At 73.5% G+C, this 19,350-nt stretch carries 18 protein-coding genes; 2 read left to right on the plus strand and 16 right to left on the minus strand.

Annotated elements, in window-relative coordinates; genetic code table 11:
* Position 1 precedes the first annotated feature (1 nt).
* Both V6U82_RS25850 and V6U82_RS25855 read right to left on the minus strand, forming a co-directional pair.
* A complete protein-coding gene (locus V6U82_RS25850) occupies positions 2 to 1,987 on the minus strand; it encodes a ParB/RepB/Spo0J family partition protein (protein WP_334465372.1) in 1,986 nt (661 codons plus the stop codon).
* Positions 1,984 to 2,568, minus strand: coding sequence for a hypothetical protein (locus tag V6U82_RS25855; RefSeq protein ID WP_334465375.1), 585 nt, complete (start codon positions 2,566 to 2,568; stop codon positions 1,984 to 1,986). The genes V6U82_RS25850 and V6U82_RS25855 overlap by 4 nt, the downstream gene beginning before the upstream one ends.
* A 112-nt stretch (positions 2,569 to 2,680) precedes the next feature.
* Between V6U82_RS25855 and V6U82_RS25860 the strand changes: the two genes are divergently transcribed.
* Positions 2,681 to 3,718, plus strand: coding sequence for a ParA family protein (locus V6U82_RS25860; RefSeq protein ID WP_334465378.1), 1,038 nt, complete (start codon positions 2,681 to 2,683; stop codon positions 3,716 to 3,718).
* 2 nt (positions 3,719 to 3,720) lie between these two features.
* Positions 3,721 to 4,527, plus strand: coding sequence for a hypothetical protein (locus V6U82_RS25865; RefSeq protein ID WP_334465381.1), 807 nt, complete (start codon positions 3,721 to 3,723; stop codon positions 4,525 to 4,527).
* A gap of 57 nt (positions 4,528 to 4,584) precedes the next feature.
* Here V6U82_RS25865 and V6U82_RS25870 read toward each other — a convergent pair whose 3' ends face one another.
* The 14 genes from V6U82_RS25870 to V6U82_RS25935 all read right to left on the minus strand — a co-directional run bounded on the left by V6U82_RS25870 (position 4,585) and on the right by V6U82_RS25935 (position 19,303).
* The gene (locus V6U82_RS25870; RefSeq protein WP_334465384.1) at positions 4,585 to 6,606 is read right to left on the minus strand and encodes a hypothetical protein; all 2,022 of its coding nucleotides are present in this window, start codon (positions 6,604 to 6,606) and stop codon (positions 4,585 to 4,587) included.
* An 863-nt stretch (positions 6,607 to 7,469) separates the two neighbouring features.
* The gene (locus tag V6U82_RS25875; RefSeq protein ID WP_334465387.1) at positions 7,470 to 9,890 is read right to left on the minus strand and encodes a DNA translocase FtsK; all 2,421 of its coding nucleotides are present in this window, start codon (positions 9,888 to 9,890) and stop codon (positions 7,470 to 7,472) included.
* Positions 9,887 to 10,522 (minus strand): hypothetical protein, encoded by a 636-nt coding sequence (locus V6U82_RS25880; RefSeq protein ID WP_334465390.1) that lies wholly within the window; start codon positions 10,520 to 10,522, stop codon positions 9,887 to 9,889. The genes V6U82_RS25875 and V6U82_RS25880 overlap by 4 nt, the downstream gene beginning before the upstream one ends.
* A gap of 34 nt (positions 10,523 to 10,556) precedes the next feature.
* The gene (locus V6U82_RS25885) at positions 10,557 to 12,914 is read right to left on the minus strand and encodes a hypothetical protein (RefSeq protein WP_334465393.1); all 2,358 of its coding nucleotides are present in this window, start codon (positions 12,912 to 12,914) and stop codon (positions 10,557 to 10,559) included.
* 94 nt (positions 12,915 to 13,008) lie between these two features.
* On the minus strand, positions 13,009 to 13,881 hold the full coding sequence (locus tag V6U82_RS25890) for a hypothetical protein (RefSeq protein WP_334465396.1): 873 nt from the start codon (positions 13,879 to 13,881) through the stop codon (positions 13,009 to 13,011).
* Entirely contained in the window at positions 13,875 to 14,372 is a 498-nt protein-coding gene (locus V6U82_RS25895; RefSeq protein ID WP_334465399.1) for a hypothetical protein, read from the minus strand. Before V6U82_RS25895 ends, V6U82_RS25890 begins: the two co-directional genes overlap by 7 nt.
* Before the next feature lie 66 nt (positions 14,373 to 14,438).
* Positions 14,439 to 14,696, minus strand: coding sequence for a hypothetical protein (locus V6U82_RS25900; protein ID WP_047891154.1), 258 nt, complete (start codon positions 14,694 to 14,696; stop codon positions 14,439 to 14,441).
* 257 nt (positions 14,697 to 14,953) lie between these two features.
* Complete coding sequence (locus V6U82_RS25905; RefSeq protein WP_334465403.1) at positions 14,954 to 15,298, minus strand: hypothetical protein; 345 nt, start codon at positions 15,296 to 15,298, stop codon at positions 14,954 to 14,956.
* An 83-nt stretch (positions 15,299 to 15,381) separates the two neighbouring features.
* On the minus strand, positions 15,382 to 16,734 hold the full coding sequence (locus V6U82_RS25910; protein WP_334465406.1) for a hypothetical protein: 1,353 nt from the start codon (positions 16,732 to 16,734) through the stop codon (positions 15,382 to 15,384).
* Positions 16,731 to 16,997, minus strand: a complete 267-nt coding sequence (locus V6U82_RS25915; protein ID WP_334465409.1) for a hypothetical protein — start codon at positions 16,995 to 16,997, stop codon at positions 16,731 to 16,733. The genes V6U82_RS25910 and V6U82_RS25915 overlap by 4 nt, the downstream gene beginning before the upstream one ends.
* Positions 16,997 to 17,497: a hypothetical protein gene (locus tag V6U82_RS25920; protein ID WP_334465412.1), complete on the minus strand. Its 501-nt coding sequence runs from the start codon at positions 17,495 to 17,497 to the stop codon at positions 16,997 to 16,999. Before V6U82_RS25920 ends, V6U82_RS25915 begins: the two co-directional genes overlap by 1 nt.
* A complete protein-coding gene (locus tag V6U82_RS25925; protein ID WP_334465415.1) occupies positions 17,494 to 18,174 on the minus strand; it encodes a GGDEF domain-containing protein in 681 nt (226 codons plus the stop codon). Before V6U82_RS25925 ends, V6U82_RS25920 begins: the two co-directional genes overlap by 4 nt.
* On the minus strand, positions 18,171 to 18,686 hold the full coding sequence (locus tag V6U82_RS25930; protein WP_334465418.1) for an Lsr2 family DNA-binding protein: 516 nt from the start codon (positions 18,684 to 18,686) through the stop codon (positions 18,171 to 18,173). Before V6U82_RS25930 ends, V6U82_RS25925 begins: the two co-directional genes overlap by 4 nt.
* Entirely contained in the window at positions 18,683 to 19,303 is a 621-nt protein-coding gene (locus V6U82_RS25935; protein WP_334465420.1) for a sigma-70 family RNA polymerase sigma factor, read from the minus strand. Before V6U82_RS25935 ends, V6U82_RS25930 begins: the two co-directional genes overlap by 4 nt.
* Positions 19,304 to 19,350: the final 47 nt, after the last annotated feature.

Here is a 19,350-nt window from a genome sequence, read left to right on the forward strand (position 1 = left end):
CTCAGCACTCCCCGGTCAGGTCGGCAACGTACTCGAGCGTCGCGTTGCCGTCGGCACGGGCGGTCCACCCGTGGCCGACCACGCCGGCGTCGGCGAGGACGCCCGTGGCCCACGTGCACGCCTGGTCGACGTCGGCGGCCGTCAGGGTGTCGTGGTCGGCGTGGGGCTTGTCGTCGGCCAGCAGCAGCCACAGTTCGTCGACCGGGTCGTGCACCAGCCGCCACTCCGTCACCGGCCCGGTCCCGGCCGCCATGGCGGTCGGGTCCCCGGCGTGCACCGCGAGGTATGCCGGTCGACCAGGCAGCAGTTGCCCGTCGGACCAGCCGGTGACCTCGATGCTGTGCCGCTCGGCGAGCACCTCGGTGGCCCATGCCTGGGCGGCGTCGACGTCGTCGGGGTCGGTCAGGTGTTCCGCGTACGCGGCCGGCTCGTCGACCCGCAGGTCGTAGTGCAGCAGCCAGCAGCACGCGTCCTCGGCGTCGAAGGACAGCGACACCCGCTCCGGGGCCTCGTCGACCTGGCCGGCGGGCTCGCCGTCCGGCGGGTCGATGGCGGCCAGGCGTGCCTGCTCCCACTCGCTCGGGGTGTAGCCGGCCTCCTGGACGAGGCGATCCAGCCACGCCTTGTCGCTCTCGGTCCAGGACCGGTAGGTGGCGCGGGCCTGCACCTCGCGGCGGGCGATCCCGAGGGCGTGCGCGGCCTGCACCCGCGTGCTCCAGTCCGCCTTGCGGATGTCCTCCCACCAGCGGTAGTTGGGCAGGGCCGGGTCGGGGCCGACGCCGGCGGCGACGAGCCACCGGTGCGCGAGCTGGGCGCACTCGTTGCCGGGCGCCCACAGCCAGGCGTCGATGATGTCCTCCGCCGACTTCGGCAGCTTTGGCGCCCGGGCGGCCAGCAGCGCGGCGGCCTCGGCTCGGGCGGTCATCGACTTGCGGCGCTCCCTCTCGTCGGTGATCCGCTGCTGCTCGGCGGGGCTGCGGTTGTCCGCGGCCTTGGGCTTGCGGCCGGTCGAGTAGTACGTGACCGCCCCGTAGGAGTCGACGCCGGCGGCCAGCTCGCCGGCCTTGCGGGCGGCGTCGACCGCCTTCGCGCCGGTCAGGCGGCGCTGCCAGTAGTCGTTGCCGAACTGCTTGAGTGGGTCGGCGATGACCGGGGTGCCCTCGGCGGCCAGCTTCTTGCTGGCCGCGTCGATCGCCGCCTGGCGCTCGCGGATCCGCTGGATCTCGTTGACCAGGTCCGCAGCGCTCCAGCGGGCCCGGCGGTCGTCGCGCAGCTGGTACGCGGCGAGCATCAGCTCCTGGTCGCCTCCGGCGGCTTCGACGAACGCGAGCGCGTCCTTGATCTGCAGGGCCGGTTCCTGCGCGTCGCCCTGGTCGTCGTCGGCTCTCGGGCCGGTCTCCAACGCGGCCAGCATCGCCTCGGGCAGCTTGAGCAGCTTCAACCGCTTGGACACGTGCGACTGCGAGCAGCCGACCTTGGCCGCGATGTCGCGCTGCTTCCGCCCGGCGGCTTCCTGCTCGGCGAAGGCGCGGGCCTCCTCGACGGGGCTCAGCGGCGCTCGGGCCACGTTCTCCGCCGTCATCACGTCCAACTGCGCCAGCGGGTCGTCGGCGATGGCGTCCTCGCGGACCAGCACGTTGAGCGTGGCCTCCGGGTCGTCCCCGTAGACCCGGCCGGCTGCGGTACGTCGGCGGGCGCCTACCAGCACCACCCACTTGGCGCCGGCGATTTCCTCAGCGTGCTTCGGCCACGCCGCGGCGACTCGGTCCGCCGGGAGCACCACCGGCGGTTGAATGACGCCGACTTCCCGAATCGACGCCTCCAGGTCACCCAGGTCACCCAGCACCTTGCGCGGGTTCGCCGGGTGGGTGATGACGTCGGACAGCTCGGCCGACTCCGGTCGCATCGGCGCGACGACTACCGGGCTTGATTCCTGGGAATCAGTGGCCTCTTCGTTGTGCAACTGACCCTCCTTCGGCACCGTCACGAATCCTCCCTACCGGCCATCGATTTGCTTGCTTCTGTCGCGTCCGTACTGGGCTTCCTGACCGTTCGCGTCCGGTCGACCAGACCCGGCCACCGGACACGCGCGGCCTGCCGCGTCATCCCGGCCGCTTCACCGATCGCCGGGTAGTTGGCGCCGCATCGCGCGGCCTCGGATGCGGCGGCGTTGGCCAGCTCCTCCGCCGCTGCACGGATGACCACCAAGGCAGTGAGCTGCCGCAGGTGAATCCGCTCCTGAGTTGTACTGGCGCTGTCGCACGCCGTCTGGTCCGTGATACGCGACGCCAGATCGGCAACGAGGTCCTGCACCACCTGGCGGTCGATGTCGTGCACGTTCGTGTGTGCCGTAGTGCTCACCTTCTCTCTCGACGTAGCTGATCCACTCTCGTGGACAACGTGACTTGTCATACCGTCCACTCTGGTGCTGACAATATGGCTTGTCAAGTGATGAGTGTTGTTGCGTGCTCTATAGCGCGTCGTATCGCATGCCCTATCGTGCGTGGACTGGTAGGCGAGCTTGGTTGCGCGACCGCTCGCGTGTTGACCGGCGATGTTGCTGGTCATCGTGGGTGTGATCTTCGGCGCGCGCCGGCGCGCGGCACCTGGCGCGATGGGCCTCGTGGGTGATAGGCACACGGCCGAAGACGCAACCTGCGCGATGAGAGAAGGCAGACCGATGACGTTCGGGCAGATGGTGGGCGCCGATCCCGACCTCGTGGCGGCGATGGAGCTGTCGCGTCGACTACGGCCGTCCCTCGGCCGCGTGCTGGCGGTGCTGAACGGGAAGGGCGGCCAGGGCAAGACATCGGTGACCGCGAACCTGGGAGGTCTGCTGGCGCTGGCGGCGGAGCAGGCGAACTCCCCGCGGCGGGTGCTCCTGGTCGACTGCGACCCGCAGGGCAACCTCGGCCTGGACCTCGGTTACCTCAAACCGGAGGACGTCCCCGTCGACGGGCGGGTGCCGGAGGGCGTGCAGGTGGGCGACGACGGCAAGGGGCTGATGACGGCCTTGCAGGCGGGGACGGTGCCGCACCGGCTGCGCGACGTTCGCCCGTGGCTGGACGTCATCCCCGGCGGGTCGGCCCTGGACGAGGTCAACGGCATGATCTTCGGCAAGACGGCGCGGGGCCACGCCCACCAGGCCCGCCTCGCTCTGGCGGAGGTCCTGGCGACGGTCGCCGATGAGTACGACTGGATCCTGATCGACTGCCCGCCGCGTGAGATCAACCTGCAGGACCTGGTCCTGGTCGCGAGCCGGGCCGCACTGGTGCCGGTGAGCTTCGACCAGGCCAGCCGGCAGGGTCTGTCCGGCGTCGCGGAGCGGTTCGGTCGGGCGCTGACGATCAACGAGCAGTTGGAGCTGCTGGGCGTGGCCATGTTCGGGTTCCAGTACCGCGTCAACCGCCAGGGCGACGAGGTGGGGCAGCGGCGGGAGGTACGGCGCGAGCTGGAGGAGGACCTGCGCGCCGCCGGCACCGACGCCCTGGTGTTCAACTCCGTCATCCGCTACATGCCGTCGGTCGCCAAGGCCTGCCGCGACCGTGGCCAGCTCGTGCACGAGCTGGAGCAGGTGGTGGGCCCGAAGTGGTGGGAGGTTCGCGCCGGCACCGCCAAGGGCCGGCCGGTGCCCAGCAGCGAGGCCGGGAAGGTCGCCCAGGAGTACGAAGACCTCGCCGGCGAGGTCTTCACCCGGTTCAGCCAGTTGGGGCGGTGAACGTGAGCGAGCAGGAGAACACCGACGCCTACACCCCGCCGGCGCCCAAGCTCCGCGGCTTCGGCAGCACCCGTGGGTCCTCTCTGGCAGGGCTGGTCAGCGCTGACCGCACCTCGGCGGTGGCGGCGCTGACCGCGCCGGCGACCAGCCCCCGCGTGCCTGATGACACGGAATCAGCGAGCCCGGCCCCTGCCACCCGGGCTGAGGCGGCGCCCGCGGCCGCCGAGGAACCGCCGGCGGCCGGCGCTGGCCGTACCGAGGCTGCGCCCGCCGCTCCGACGCGGGCAGCGTCCGCGCCGACGACGGAGGAGGTGTCGACGGGCCGCGCCCCAGCCGCCGGGATGCCGGACCTGTCGGTGGACATGGACGATCCCGCCGCGCTGGCGGTCAGCCCGACGGTCCTCAGCGTCCCGGCGCCGTTGATGGCCCGGTTCGAGCGGGCACGGCGTAACTCGAGCAGCAACACCGAACTCGTCCTCGACGCGCTCCGCGCGCATCTGGCCGAGCTGCCTCGCCTGGTCGCCGACGCGCGCCGGCCAGTGGCCACCGACGCCAGCGAGCCGTTCCCGTGGCGCACCTCCACGCAGCGGCGTACGGCGGCGGCCAAGGTCCGCCGGGTGCAGTTGCCGATCCGGCCCCTGGCCGGTGAACTCCAGGTCATCGACACCCTGGTCGGGTGGGTGCAGCAGCAGCTCGGCGCTGGCCCCCGCTCCCTGGGCGGTCGCATCACCCGGTCTGAGGTGGTGGTGGCGGCCCTGGACGCTCACCTCCCGGCCGACCGACCGCGCGGACGCCGACCCAAGGCGTGACCCCCGCGGGCACCGGGGTCAGGGTCGACCTGACCCCGGTGCCCGCCGGCGTGGTCGCTAGGACTCGTCGAGACCGTGGGGGAGTCCGGCGCCGGGCTGGGCGACGGCAGGCCAGTCGCAGTCGGCGAGCGGCGCGGCGTTGAGCAGGGCGGCGCGATCGGCCCGTCGAAGGTGTCCCGGCGTACGAGCACGGACCGAGGCCAGGGCGGCCTCCGCCGCCGCGCTCCGCCGTCCGGGTGCCACGGCGCCCCGATCATGGCGCTGGGCCTCACGGACGGCCCTGCGACGCTCCTGCTGCTCCGCCGCCTGCTCGACGACCAGGGCGCGGCGGTGCTCGGCGTGCCGACGGGTCGGGTACGGCGGCTCGGCCGGTCCGGTCATCGCCTCGTCGAGCAGAGCGCGCAGGTAGGCCGTGGGGTTGTCGGGCTCGGCCAGCAGCGGACGGGTCCGGGCCCGCCGGACCCAGGCGTCGAGCGCCTCGGCCGTCCAGTCCGGACCGAGTGCGGCGCCCAGCGTGGCCGCAACCCGAGGCAGGGGAGCGCGGCGCAGCCACACCCACCGGCCCTGAACGGCCCGTGCGAGGTCGTACGCCCATTCCGACCACTCAGGACGTGGCCGGGCCCGTCGTGACGCGCCACCGGGCCTCTGAGCCGGCCTAGGACGCTGTACAGGGTGTAACCTGGCAGGGCCGCGATCGACTCCGCTCCTCGTTGATGAGCGCGAAGCGCCGTCCTTCCTCCGGCTTCGCCGGTTCTGCGACGGAGCGGATGCGATCGACGGCGAGATCAGCAGACCCCGAGACAAGCAGGAGTAAACACTCATAGCTGAAGACACCGTGTGGGGGGTGCGGAAATTGGTGGCCTGGTGGCGGGCCTGATCGCGGACGCTGGCGACGGCATGGCGCATCCGCCGGCGACGGACCTGCTCGCGGTAGTCGACCCAGCCGCCCGCACGGGCTTCGAGGGCGTCGACGCGCTCCTGGGCAGCGGCGAGCAGGCCGCGGGCGTGCTCCAGCAGACCGGCCAGGATGTCCAGGGCGTCGGCCAGGTAGGCGTCCCGGGCGGCCGGGTCGCTGTGGTGCAGCGGTCCGCGGTGCAGCGGGGTGATGTCGAACGTGGCGCGGGCCTGGGCGCGGCCGGTGGCGCACCGCTCGGCGTAGCTGAGTCGGCGCCCCTGCTCGGTGCGGATGCACCAGCCCAGGGCCTCGGCGCGGCGCCAGGCATCGGTGACCGGGCGGGTGGAGTCGCAGCCGGCCAGCTCAGCGGTTTCAGCCCGGCCGGGCATGGCGCGGCGGCCGGAGCGGCGGTCGGCGTTGACGGCCATGACGGCGCAGACCCGGCCCAGGGCGGAGCGCCGGCCTCGGCGGCTGACCCGGGCGGCCGTGTCGCGTGCGAGCGCGTCGGCCAGCAGCCACACCGGCCGGCCCCAGCTCTCGCCGGTCTGGAACGCGGTCACCGTCTCGGCCAGCCGGTTGGTCCAGGCGGTCAGGGCGTCGACGCGCTCGCGGGCCTCGGTCACCTCGGCAAGCTGCGCGAACCGCGCGGCGGTGGCGGCAGCCTCCAGGGCCACGGCGTGCTCGTGGTCGGCGCGAGCCTGGGCGAGCCAGGAGTACCCGCACAGCCAGCACGTCGGCACCGGCTCGGGTTCACTGCACGCCGCGCACCCGGCGGGCTCGTCGACGTCCAGGCGCTCGCGCAGCTCGGCCACCAGGCGCTGACGCTGCCGTGCGCCCTGCCGATCGGTGCGGCTGCGCCAGCACGACCAGCACAGCGCCTCGGAGCCCTCACCGTCGCGGGGGAGCCCCTGCTTGTCCCGGCCGGCCGCCGCGCAGGACACACAGGGCGTCTGCAGACCGGTCGGGTAAACCGGACGGCGGCGGGCGCCGGGGGTCGAGGCCAGGCGCGCCTGCCCGGTGCCCGTGAACTCCACCAGTAGCCGCTGGTCGGCCAAGTGGGTGTGGCAGCGGGACTGGCCCGCCACGACCAGCGAGACGGTGCCGGTGGCGTAGCAGTCCGGGCAGTACCCGAGGGCGGTGACCCGATCTGGCGACAGGGTGGTCGAGCGGGGCGTGGCGATCATCGCGGCACCGCCAGGCAAAGACCGCCTGCGGCAATTGCGGCGACGTGGAGGGGCGGGACTGGGCGCGCAAAGGACTCAGCGCGACACGCCGAAGAAGTGTCGAGAGACAAAGATGCACCCAGCCCGGAGGTGGATGCTATGGTGTCCTCCGAGCTTGTTGGAGCCTCAGACCCCGAACTCGCGGCCAAACGAAACGGGGGTGTGGGGCTCTCTTGCTGTCTGCAGTTAGGGGTTGAGCGCGGGCGCTCCCTCAAGATCAAAGTCTGAACGTAACCCGTGGATCTTACGGTGAAGCAGACCGTCACGGGGGCCCCAACACGCCCACGAAGTGATTGTCCTGAGTAGACTCCGCGTCGAAATACGTACATACCGGTACTAGCTGGACAGCCTTTCCGGGCAAGGATTTCCGGCCGTGGGCACCACGACGGGCGGCCCGACGAATCAGGCCGCCCGTGCGAGGTGCGTGGGGTGATCACGCGGGCAGGTGGACGGTGTCGCAGTGCACGGCCGCGCCGTCGCCGTCGTGGGCGTACAGCTCGCCGTAGCGGTCCTCGGGGCCCGCCCGTAGTTTCCAGCGAAGAACCAACGCCAAGCAGTTGATCTAGGTGAGCTTGGTGGGTGCACCGGGAGGTGCTGTCGGCCAGGCCGGGGGAGACCTCCACAAGCACCGCGTGGGCGCCCGCGGTGGGGATCTGGAAGTGACGGCGCTGGCCGCGCGGGTCGTGGTCGCTGGCGTAGGCCGCGCCGAGGTAGGTCGGGTCACCCGAATCGGGCACCATGAGTAGGACTCCTGTCGTCTGTTGCGGATGGGGAGTTGGCGGGCGGCCCCGGCTTTGGAAGGCAGGGGGGCCGCCCGCGCCGCGTTAGCGGCTGGTGCGCGGGAACGGCACCACGTTGGTGGCCGCGCCGTCGGTGTCGGCGTGCTGGCCGGTGAGGGTGGCCAGCAGGGCGGGCAGCTCGTCGGGGCGCAGCAGCACCTCGCGGGCCTTGGAGCCCTCGGCCGGGCCGACGACGCGCATCTGGTGCAGGGCGTCCATGAGCCGGCCGGCCTTGGCGAACCCGACGCGCAGCTTGCGCTGGATCATCGAGGTCGAGCCGAACTGGCTGGTGACGATCAGCTCGGCGGCCTGCACGAGCAGTTCCCGGTCGGCGTCGTCCACGCCGGCGGCGTCGACGGCCTCGGCGGTCGCCGTGGTGTCGGCGGCCGGGGCGGCGGTGACCGTCGGGTCGTAGGCGGGGCCTGCCTGGCGGCGCCAGTGCTCCACGACGGCGGTGACCTCGGCCTCGGACACCCACGCGCCCTGGATCCGGACCGGGGCGGAGGCGCCCATTGGCAGGAACAGCCCGTCGCCCTGGCCAAGCAGCTTCTCCGCGCCGGGCTGGTCGAGGATCACCCGGGAGTCGGTCAGCGAGCTGGTGGCGAAGGCAAGCCGGGACGGAACGTTGGCCTTGATCAGCCCGGTGACGACGTCGACACTGGGCCGCTGGGTGGCCAGCACCAGGTGAATGCCGGCGGCGCGGGCGAGCTGGGTGATCCGCACGATCGAGTCCTCGACGTCGCGGGGGGCGACCATCATCAGGTCGGCCAGCTCATCGACCACGACCACCAGGTACGGGTACGGCTCCAGGGTGCGCTCGCTGCCGGCCGGCGCGGTGATCTGCCCGGCGCGGACCTTGCGGTTGAACTCGTCGACGTGCCGGCACCCGTGGGCGGCCATATCGTCGTAGCGCATGTCCATCTCCCGCACGACCCACTCCAGGGCGTCGGCGGCCTTGCGGGCGTTGGTGATGATCGGCGTGACCAGGTGCGGGATGCCGTCGTAGGCGGTCAGCTCGACCCGCTTGGGGTCGATGAGCAGCAGCCGCACCTCGTCCGGGGTCGCCCGGGTCAGGATCGACACGAGCAGGGTGTTGAGGCAGCCCGACTTCCCGGCGCCGGTAGCCCCACCCAGGAGCAGGTGCGGCATGGCCGCGAGGTTCGTGGTCACCGCCGCGCCGTCGATGTCCTTGCCCAGCCCCACCAGCAGCCGGTGCTGGTCGCGGGCCGCTCCCCGGATGACGTCGCCGAGGGTGACGATCTCCCGGTGCTCGTTGGGCACCTCCACGCCGATGGCGCTCTTGCCCGGGATGGTGGCCAGCATCCGGATGTTCTCGGTCCGCACGGCGTAGCCGAAGTTCTTCGCCAGGCCGAGGACCTTCTCGACCTTCACCCCGGGCCCGATCGTGATCTCGTGGCGGGTCACGGCGGGTCCGCGCCGGTGGTCGCTGACGCGGGCGTCGAGCTTGAAGTCGGTCAGCACGCCCTGCAACGCCTGGGCGTGGGCGGCGGTGGCCGCGTCCTGGGTCTTCGGGCGTGCCCCGGCGGCGAGCAGGGTCAGCGGCGGCAGGTGATAGCGGGATCCGGCCACCGGCGCCTCGGCCGGGCGGGAGGTCGACGCGGCCGGCGCGGCCGGGGAGACGGGCCGGACGGCGTGAACCGTGGGAGCGAGCGCGGCGGGTGCCGGGTCGACCACCTCACCAACGACCACCTCGTCGTCGGGGTCCACCTTGGCGACGTCGTCCGACCAGACCGGGCCCGAGGTCGACGCAGGGGCGGCGGCCGGGCGGCGGGTGCCGGTGGGGGACAGCCCGGTCAGCCGGGCCCGCAGGCTGTCCCGGGTGGCGCCGGTGGCCAGCAGCAGCCCGGCAGCGGTGGCGGCCAGCAGCAGCGGCACCGCCGCCCAGCCGGTGATCCCGGCGGCCAGGGCCCGGCCGGCGAGACGGCCGAGCAGGCCGCCGGCCTCACCGAGGCCGGCGTGCGGGACGCGGGCGGCGACGGCCAGGTCGACCAGGCCGGTCACCCCGGCCGCGGTGAGCAGTCCACCGCCGATGCTGCGGCGAACCCGGGTGCCCCGGGGGTGCCGGAACGCCAGCACCGCGCCGGCGGCCAGCAGGGCGGGCATGGTCCAGGTGACCTGGCCGACGAACAGGGCGCACAGGTCGGCCAGGCCGCCGGGCAGGGCGCCGGCCCAGCCGCCCGGTCGCCACCACGCTCCGATACCGAGTCCGGCGCTGGTCAGGGTCAGGGCCAGGCCGGTCCCGTCGCGGTAGCCGAACGGCGCGTCGACGGTCGGCTCGGCCGCGCGCCGGACCAACCAGCCGGCCCCGCCAGCGGCGCCCATCCAGCTGATCGCGGTGACCTTGCCGGTGGTCTTCATGACGTTGGTCTTCTTCCGTCGGGCGGGCCGGCGGGCCGGGCGGCGGGTGCTGGTGGTGCGCCGGGCGCCGGCGCGCGTCGTGGTCATCGGGCCACCTGCGATTCCGCGGAATCCGCGCCGGCGGGCCGGGTGATCACGACGGTGGTGTGCCGGGGGGCGGCGCGGGTGCGGGCGAAGGCGGGCACGGCCAGCAGGGACCACACGGCGGCGGTGACGGCCACCGCGAGCTCCCGGTTGCCGGGTGGGCTGGCGGACCAGACCATCGCCGCGGTGCTCGCCCCGTGCAGGCACCAGCCGATACGGGCGCCTCGGGCACCGAGGCTGGCGGCGGTGAGCAGCACCGCGCCGGTGAGGAGCCAGCCCCACCGCAACTGCTCGGCGGTGGCCGGCAGGCCGACGGCGTGGCTGTCGAAGTAGGCGTGCACCGGCGTGGTGATGGTGCGGGTGATCGGGCCGGTGGCCAGCCAGCCGGCGGCGGCCCGCCCGGCGTCGCCAGCGATCTCGCCGCCGGCGTCGAGCATGGCGATCAAGCCGGTGATCAGCTTCCACAGCAGCCAGAGCGCCCCTCCGGCCAGGATGGCCAGGACGGTCAGCACGCCGGCGACGACCCAGGTGTCGGCCCGGGTGGCCCACGCCGGTAGGCGGCGGGTCGCCGGGGTGGTCGGGGTGGGGGAGGCGTCGGCGGGGGAGTCGATGCCGGCGTTGAACTGCGGTTCCACGAAGGTTCTCCTTCGGTCGATGGGGTGGCGGGGGTCAGGCGTCGATGTCGGCGAGGGTCTGGTCGAGCTGGTCGGCGGTGACGAGCACGGTGGGGGTGCCGTCGGGGCCGGCGGGGCCGAGGACACCGGTCTCGGTCATGCGGTCGAGCAGCCAGCGGGCCTGGTCGGTGGTGACGGTCAGCCGGCGGGTGAGCATCGCGGGGGTGGGGATGCCGGTGGTGACGACCAGGGCGACGGCCTGGCGCAGCAGCTCGTCGACGGCGACGTCGGCGGCGTCGGCGGCGGGCTGGTCGCCGGCGAGGGCGTAGTGGCCGTGGCGGGCCTTGACGACGTCGCCGCGGGCCATGAGTTCGGACAGGGCCTTGATGACGCCGCTGTCGGACAGGCCGGTGACGGTGATCAGGTCACCCTTCTTGGTGGTGCCGGCCTTGATGGCCTGGTAGATGTCGCGCGCGGCGGGGGTCAGACCGGACGGGTCCGGCGCGGCGGCGACCGAGGTGGTCGGCGTGGCCGGGTTCTCGGCGGGGGCCTCCAGGTTCAGGGCGCCGGGGAAGGCGACGACCTTGCCGTAGCCGGCGGCCTGCCCGGCGTCGGCCGGGGTGGCCTTGGGGGTGGCGAACTCGACGGCGTCGATGCGCCCGGAGATGAGGTCGTCGAGCTGGCCGGTGAGTTCGGCGCGGGCGGCCTCGACGGCGACGTTGCGCTCGGCGTACGGGGTGCCCAGAGCGCGCAGGGCGACCAGGTCGTCGTCCAGGGGCGCGTCGGGGGTGCGGGCGAGCCACCAGTGGGAGGTGCCCTCGCGGGGGTCGGCGCCGGCGTGCACCGCGTCGAGTTCGTCGTCGTCGAGTTCGGCGAGGTAGTACGACCGGAACGGGGCGGTGCGGTCGGTGGTGCCGATCGCGGCGACGGTGTAGCCGTAGCCGGGCAGGTCGGGCAGTAGGGTCGGGTCGAAGTCGAGCTTGAGGACGCCGGCGGTCTGGGTGTTGGTGGTGCGCAGCACCACGGTGTTGCCGCGACGCACCGCGTTGCGCAGGCCGTTGCTGCCGCCGAAGGTCGGCAGGTCACCTTCCTGGCTGGCGAGGATGAGGGCGATGCCGAGCTTGCGGCCGACGCGGCCGATGCGCTCGCAGATGGCGGTGGCCTCTTCGCCGTGGACCTCGTCGCTGAGGATCATGTGGCACTCGTCGAGCACCGCGACCACGCCGGGGCGGTGCGGGCGGGGGGTGAACCCGTTGCGGCCCCGGGCGGAGTTCTCGATGCCGCGCCAGTAGACGAGGCGGTCCAGGCCACGCAGCATGGCCATGATCTGCTCGTTGCCGCGCGCGGCCCAGGTGGCGTTACTCGCCAGCGCGTCCGACGACGTGCCGCCCTGCGGGTCGCCGTAGAAGGTAGTCACCAGCCCGGACGCCCGCATGGAGCACAGCAGCGCCTCCAGCAGCCGGGACTTGCCGGAGCCGATGCCGCCGACGACCAGGCCGCCCCAGATGGAGTTGTGGCTGAACAGCTTCCACGGGGCCGAGCCCTCGCCGTCGGCGTAGGGGCCGAGGAACACGGTGCCGATGTTCGTGGCGGGGTCGTAGTCGAGCTGCGGACCGCGGTAGGGCTGCGACACCTTGATCGGGGACTTGCGGACCACGGTCAGCGCGACCCGGGAGGCGTCGCCGGAGTCGTGGCGCTCCAGGACGATGTCCTCCTGGGCGACGTGCAGGCCGGAGGCGATCAGCGTCAGCGCGGCCATCGCGGTGGCGATCGACTGGCGGCCGGCGCGCAGCTGCACGTTGTAGCGCTCCTTGGTGGCGCTGATCCGCGGGTCGGTGAGGTACGACTCCGGCAGCGCGCCGCCCTTGCTGGCGACGTTCGCGGCCCACAGGGCGGGCACGCTGTCCAGGTCGAACGCCGGCGTCGGCGCGGTGGCCGGGGTGACGTTCGGGATGCGGTGGTGCCGCCACCACGGGGTGGCCAGGCCGAAGCCGATGCCGGCCAGCGCGGCGGTCATGGTCCAGTCGACGCCGTTGCCGGCGGCGACGGTCAGCCAGGTCACGGCGGCGGCCAGGCACGTGTACAGCCAGGTACGGACCCGGCGGGTGCGGCCTCGGCGCAGGACCATGGCGACGATGACGGCGGCCAGCCCGGCGGTGCCGGCGGTCGCGGCGGAGACGGCCTCGGCGTCGCCGGTGAGCCACACGGCGGCGCGGGCGAGCCACGCGGCGGACCACACGGCCACGAGGACCTTGTGCGGAGCGGTCTGGTGGCGCAGCCGGTAGCGCATCCGGTCGCGGCGGCGGGCCTCGCGGTCGGCGCGGATCTGCGCGGCGGTGGGTCCCGTCGACGCGGGTGCCGGCGGCGCGGCCATGGCCTCGACGGCGGTCAGGCCGGGCTTGGTGTGGACCATCGTGGATCACCTCGACTCTCGACGGGCAGGAAGTTGGTGCGGGGCGGGGTGGCCGCCCGGCCGGAGGGGAAGCCCGGCCGGGCGGCCGGCGGGGTTACTCCTTGGTCATCCAGTCCTTGTCACCGGCGTCCCGGTTGGCCTGGTACGCCTCGCCGACGGCGTCGTGCTTGGACAGCACGGCGTGCGCGGCCTTGAGCTGAGCGGCCATCGCGGTGGCGGATTCCTGGGCCTGGGCCAGGTGACCGATCGCCGGGGCGCCGACCTTCCCGGCGGTCATCCGGGCGATGGTCTGCTCCAGGCTGCTGACCGCCGCGGCGGCGGCCTTGGCCATCGCGTCGGCGTAGTTCTTCGCGGACGCGTGCCCGCTGACCTCGGGAGTGGGGGTGCTCATCGGTGCTGCCTCCTTGCTGGACGGGGCCCCCTGCCCGGTCGGGCTGACGGGGTTGGGCATGGAGGGGCGGGCGAACATCGCCGCCAGCTCCTCCGGGGTCGGCGTCGGGATCGACGCCGGGTCGGCGACGGCCGTCGCCGTGCCAGCCGGGGCCGGCTGCGCGTCGGCCTGACCGGCCGCCGGGGCGGGGGCCGGGGTGGGGCGAGACTCCTGGGTGCGCTGCTCGGCGGCGGCGGCCAGAGCGGCGTCGCGGGCGGCGACCTGCTCGGCGCGGGCCGCCTCGTACGCGGCGCGCTCGTCGTCGACCCGGTCGGCGCGCTTGGTGTTGGCGTTGGCCCACGCGTCGGCCCAGGAGTCGAACAGGTAGCGGCGCAGCGGCCCCTTGCTCCAGAAGCCGGTGGCCTTCGGGCGGGGCTTGCCGGTGCGCTTCTCCCGGGCGGTCCACCGCTTGTCCCAGAACTCGCGGCGCGGGCTGTTCTGGCCCTTCGAGGCGTGCATGACGTCCTCGACGGCGTTCTTGAGCACCCACACCAGGGCGATGACGAGCACGAGTGGCAGGAACACGTCGATCACCACGCCGTCACGAAAGCGCTGGCCACGTCGGCGGCGGCCTCGCCGACGACGTTGACGGCGTCGCTGCCCATGCCCGCCCACACGCCGCCGACGATGGCCAGCAGCGTCGGGAAGGCCAGAGCGAGCCACGGCAGGAGCTTCGACGCCTTGGCCTTCTTGCTGGGCCACAGGTCGTGAGCGAGCCACAGGGCGACGCCGGCGACGATCGCGCCGGGGATCGCCACACCGAACGTGCTCGCGGTGCCGGCGGACATCGCCGTGCCGGCCAGCTCGCCGGCCTTGCGCAGGAAGTCGCCGGCCCAGCCCGCGGCGCCGGCGATACCGGCGCCGGCGATGAGCATCAGCCAGCCGACGATCTTCGGGGTCTTCTTCCGCTTCCACTGGACCAGACCGAGGACCAGGGCGAAGACGGCCACGGCGACGGCGGTCGCCGACGCGGCGGCCGACGACCCGGCGTCGGCGGCCGGCGCGGCCAGGAGGGTGAGCGTGGACATGAGGTGCCTCCCTTCGAGGCAGGTAGGTGGAACAGGGGGGATTCCGTGGAATGCGAGCGGGAAGTGCTACAGCCAGCCGGGCCAGGGCAGCCAGGCGCCGGGCGGGGTGTGGGCGAGCAGCCCGTAGAGGACGGTGACGGTGGCCAGGCGGCCGGGGCGCTGCACGATCCAGGCCGCGTAGTACAGGACCGTCGTCGCCGCGACGGCCAGCCACGAGTAGCCGATGCCCAGCGCGCGCACCGGGCCGATGCCGGCGCTGGTCCACTCGCCGGTGCGGGCGTAGGCGATCAGCTCCAGCAGCGTCGCCGGCGGGTCGGCGACCACCGACGGAGGCCGCCAGTACGCCGCCAGACGCTCCTTCAGGCCGTCCCAGACCCCCGGCGAATCCGCCGCCTCGTGACCTTGCGTGAGTGCGGTTTCCGGGGCTACCCTCGCGCGCGCACCTGCGCGCGCTGCGCTGCTGGCCGTCTCGGTGGGGACCCCTGCGGAGTGCGAAGTGGGGAGTGCGGTTTCACGCTCCGTCACGGGTACGGGCGACGGGCGGCGGCGGGCCGTGGTGGCCTGCTCGTTGGTCGTGGTGCTCATGCCGATGCCTCCTTCAGCAGTTGCTCGGCCAGGTTCTTGAGCTGCTCGACGGTGTGTCCGGCGACCTGGTCGGCCCGCGCGGCGGGCAGCTCGGCCAGGGCGCTGGCCAGGAACGACGCGGCGGCGGACACCTTCTGACCAGGGGTTTTCGCGGCAGCGATCCGCATGCCGAACGCGGCCCGCTTGCGCTGCGGCCGGGACTCCGAACGCTTCGGCGCCGCCGGCAGATCGCCGACCACCGACCGGGCCGCGTCCCGGACCCGACGCCGGTCATCGCGGCTCTGGCCTGCGGAAACACCGACGACGCGTTCGGCGGCGCGGGTCCTGCGGTAGCCCGACATCACACCTCCTAGTTGATCTTGCGGGGGAGCGGGATTGTTGATCTTGGGCCGGCCCGGCCGGAAACGCGCGGGCCGGCCCCCGGTCACGCGACGCGACCGCTGGTGAGTTCCAGGACCTGGCCGACGATTTCCGCCGGCACGGCGTTGAGGACCTTGCGAATGGTGCGGTCGGAAATTCCGGTGATCTCCGCCAGCGCGGTCTGCGTGGCGTCCGGGTTTTCCGCTCGGGCGACGAGGATCGCCGCGACCTTTTCCGGCTTGACCGTTTCCACCTCGGGCAGGCCAGGCGGCAACTCAGCCGGAACAGCGGCCAGAGATTTCCGGGGAGCGGGCCGCACGATTTCCGGCTGCCGCCCCGAGGTGGTTTCCGCCTTCTCCTGTGCCCGGGCGAGAGCGCGGCGGGTGCGCTCCAGCTCGTTGACCAACCCGTCGCGGGCGTCGATGATCGCCTGCGCATCCTGCTCCGCGCGGGCCCGGGCGGCGGCCTGCCGCTCGGCGAATCGCTGTGCCTCGGCGAGCTGCGCCTGCAGCGTGCGCGTCATCTCGTCCAGTTCCTCGGCCCGGGCCTGGGCGGTCTGAGCGGTGAAGCGGGCGTCGGCAAGGGCGTGCTGGTAGTCGCGTTCGGCCTGCTCAGCGGCTTCGGTGAGGATCCGTACCTGCTCCGCGCTGGTCTGCTCGGCCAGGACCCGGGCGGCAGCGGCGCGGTCGGCGGTGTCGCGGGCCTCGGCGAGCCGGCCCTCGGCCAGCCGGGCCGCCTCGGTCGCTGCGGCGGCCCGCTGCTCGGCGGCTCGCACCGCCTCGGCGGCCTGGGCGGCGGCACGAGCGTGGGCGGCGATTTCCGCCTCCGTGGCGGCCTCGATTTCCGCCTGCTTTTCCGCCTGCGCCTTCGCGGCGGTTTCCGCCTCGGTGGCACGGGTTTCCGCCTCGGCCCGCGCGGCGGTTTCCGCCTCGGCCCGCGCCGTTTCCGCTCGCGCCTTCTCCTCCGCCTTCACCTGGGCCGCCCGAGCGGCGGCGGTTTCCGCCCGCGCCGCCTGGAGCTCTTCGGCCCGCTGGACCGCCTCCTGCTCGGCCTCGATCTCCTTTCCGGTGCGGCCGGTGAGGATCTTGACCCGGACGACCACGATCGGCGCGATGCAGGCCACCGCGACCACCAGGCCCCACGGCGTCTCCTCGCCCTCGGTGATGTAGACGGGGAGCAGGTGCACCGCGATCTGGCAGAAGATCATCAGCAGCATGCCGATGACCATGTCCTTCCACCGGCGACGGTGGAACGCCGTGATCACATAGACGTCGATCATGACCGGGAACATCCAGGCGATCCACTCGCTGAAGTGCGCGAGCACCGCCAGGTCGAACTCACCCTTGGCCGTGAGGATCACCGCGGCGGTCATCGCGATCCACGGTCCCCACGACACGCCGGCGAGCTTGTCCTTCACTGCGAGCCTCCTGCCGTGGCCAGCTCGCCGTGAGCCAACTGCGCCGGCGCAGGGACACGCTCATCGGCGATCAGGGCCCGCCCGGCGCCGAGCAGCTCCCGGGCGATCTCGTCCTCCGCGCACGACTGGTGGCACGCCGCGCCCTGGGCGTCGCGCATCTTCGTGGCGGTGTCGCAGACCCGGCAGGGCAGCGACCTGTCGCGGTCGAAGTGGCCCGGGCCGGTCCAGTCCAGGTGCACCCGCACCACCAGCAGCCCGGCCATCAGCACACCTCCCCGCGCGCCTGCCGGGCCGCCCGCACCTTCGCCAGCAGCTCCTTGCCCAGCGGGTTGAGGTCGACCTCGTCGACGTCCTCGGCCAGGGGGTGCCGGCGGTCGTCGACCCACCGGGCCGCCCAGCTTGCCCCGACGGCGGCGGCCACCAGGCCGACCGCGACGGCGGGGGAGTAGAGCAGCACCTGCGGCGCCTGGTCGGCGTACTCGGTGAGGGCCCGGCCGGTCAGCACCGCCGCCGGAGCCCCGACGACCGCAGCGCCGGCAGCAACCCGCAGCGCCCGCGACCGGGTCGGCGGCTGGTTCGGCGCCGTGCGGCGGGACTCGCGCTCGGTGTCGACCATCCGCCGCAGCTCGCTGGCGTACCAGCCCGGCAGCGCCGCCACCTCGGCGGCCCGGCGCTCCAGCCCGGCGTCCGTCAGGCCCTTCAGGCCCGTGCGGTACTGCGCCAGCGCGGCGGCCAGGTCCATCGCCTTCGTCGGAGCCGTCATGCCGCACCTCCCAGCGCGCGGGCCGACTCGGTCATCTCCCGCAGCCGCACCACCGGCCGCGTCTCGACCGGCGGCAGCTCCGTGATCCGGTCGTACTCGGCGACCTGGTCGCCGCCGGCGGCCTTGGCTCGGTACAGCGCCAGGTCGGCCGCGCGCAGCACCCGTGACGGCTGGTCACCGACCATCGCCGACACCACGCCGACGCTGGCCCGTACCGCCAGGTTCTGGCCTCCCGGCAGCGTGAGCGGCGCGGCCAGGGACCGCATGACCTCGGTGCCGAGCAGGTGCGCGATCGGCGCCGGCGACGGGCAGACCAGCACGATCTCGTCGCCACCGAGCCGGGCCACCGCCGCGCCGTCGACCTCGCCGATCGCCTCGGTCAGGCGGGCCGCGACCTCGATCAGCACCTCGTCGCCGATGTGGTGGCCGTAGGTGTCGTTGACCTGCTTGAACCCGTCCAGGTCCACGAGCGCCAGGTCGTAGGACTCCCCGCCCAGCTCACCGAGGACGGTGAACAGCCCGAGCCGGTTGAGCAGCCCGGTCAGCGGATCCGTGGTCGCGGCCCGACGGACCTGCGCCAGTTGCGAGCGGTACGACCGCGCCGTCCAGGCGGCCCACACGTGGCCCGCCAGCGACGCCGCAGCGACGGCCGGGAGCAGCATCGTCCGTGCCTTCACCGGGTCACCTCCGACCCGGTGGCCGCCGCCCATGCCTGCACGACATTCCGCGGAATCCGGCCACGCTCGCGTACGGCGTAGCCGTTGGCCTGGGCCCATTGGCGGATCGCGGCGCGGTGCGCAGCGGCCTCCGGTCCGGTGCCCATCTTCTGCCGCAGCGCGGCGAGTTCGGCGGTGAGCTTGGCTTCCTTCTCGGCGAGCTCCCGGCGCCGGGCCTCGGCGGCCTGCTCGGCCTCCAGCCGGCCGGTCAGCTCCGCGACCAGGGTGCCGACCTTCTCGGCGAGCTGGCGGGTACGGCCGGCCTCGCTGCCCTGGGCCAGGGCCAGCAACTGCTCCAGCGTCTTGCCGGTGAGGACGTCCTGGGTACTGGCCGGCACCGGCGCGTCAGCCGGCGCCGCGATGACCCGGATACCCATCGGCGTTCCCAGGTCGGGGACGCCCGGCATACCCTTCGCGGCCCGCACCAGGGCGGCCCGGTCGACGCCGTTGACCTCCATCGTCGGGGTGCTCATGCCGGCATCACCGCCGTCACCGGCAGCAGCCCCCGCAGGGCCCGCAGCGCCTTGTACTGGAGCGCCTTGATTGCCGCCGGGGTCTTGCCCAGCGCCTGCGCGGTCTCCTCGATCGACAGCTCGCGCAGGTACCGCAGCGTGATGCACTGCTGCTGCGCCGGGTTGAGCTGCTCGATCCCGGCGAGCAGGGCCTCACGGGTCAGGGCGTTTACCGCAGCGGCCTCCGGGCTCGGCGCCTGGTCGACCGGGGCCGCGTCCCGCAGCTCGGCGACCGGCCGCTCCCGCCGCTGGTGCGACTGCTGCCAGTTGATCACCAGATTCCTGGCGATCGTGGTCACCCAGGCGCCGAAGTCACCGCCCGGCCGGCGGAAGCTGGCCAGGTTGCGCAGCGCCCGCAGGAACGTCTCCGAGGTCAGGTCCTCGGCCACCTGCCGGTCCAGAACCCGCCGGTAGACGAACCGGAAGACCTGGTCGACGTACCGGTCGTAGACCAGACCGAACGCCTCTGCGTCACCGGCCTGCGCCCGCGCCACCAGGGCGGATACCTCGCCGGACGTCGATCCCGGTTGGGGCTGCCCTGATCGAATTTGGGCAGCACGTACTCTCGTTGCAGGCATCTGAGCCTCCTCAGGTAGAGATGCCGACCGCCCTGTGGGTGCAAATC

The sequence above is a fragment of the Micromonospora sp. CPCC 205554 genome, assembly GCF_036902745.1.
In the GTDB taxonomy this organism is placed as follows: Bacteria; Actinomycetota; Actinomycetes; order Mycobacteriales; family Micromonosporaceae; genus Micromonospora; species Micromonospora tulbaghiae.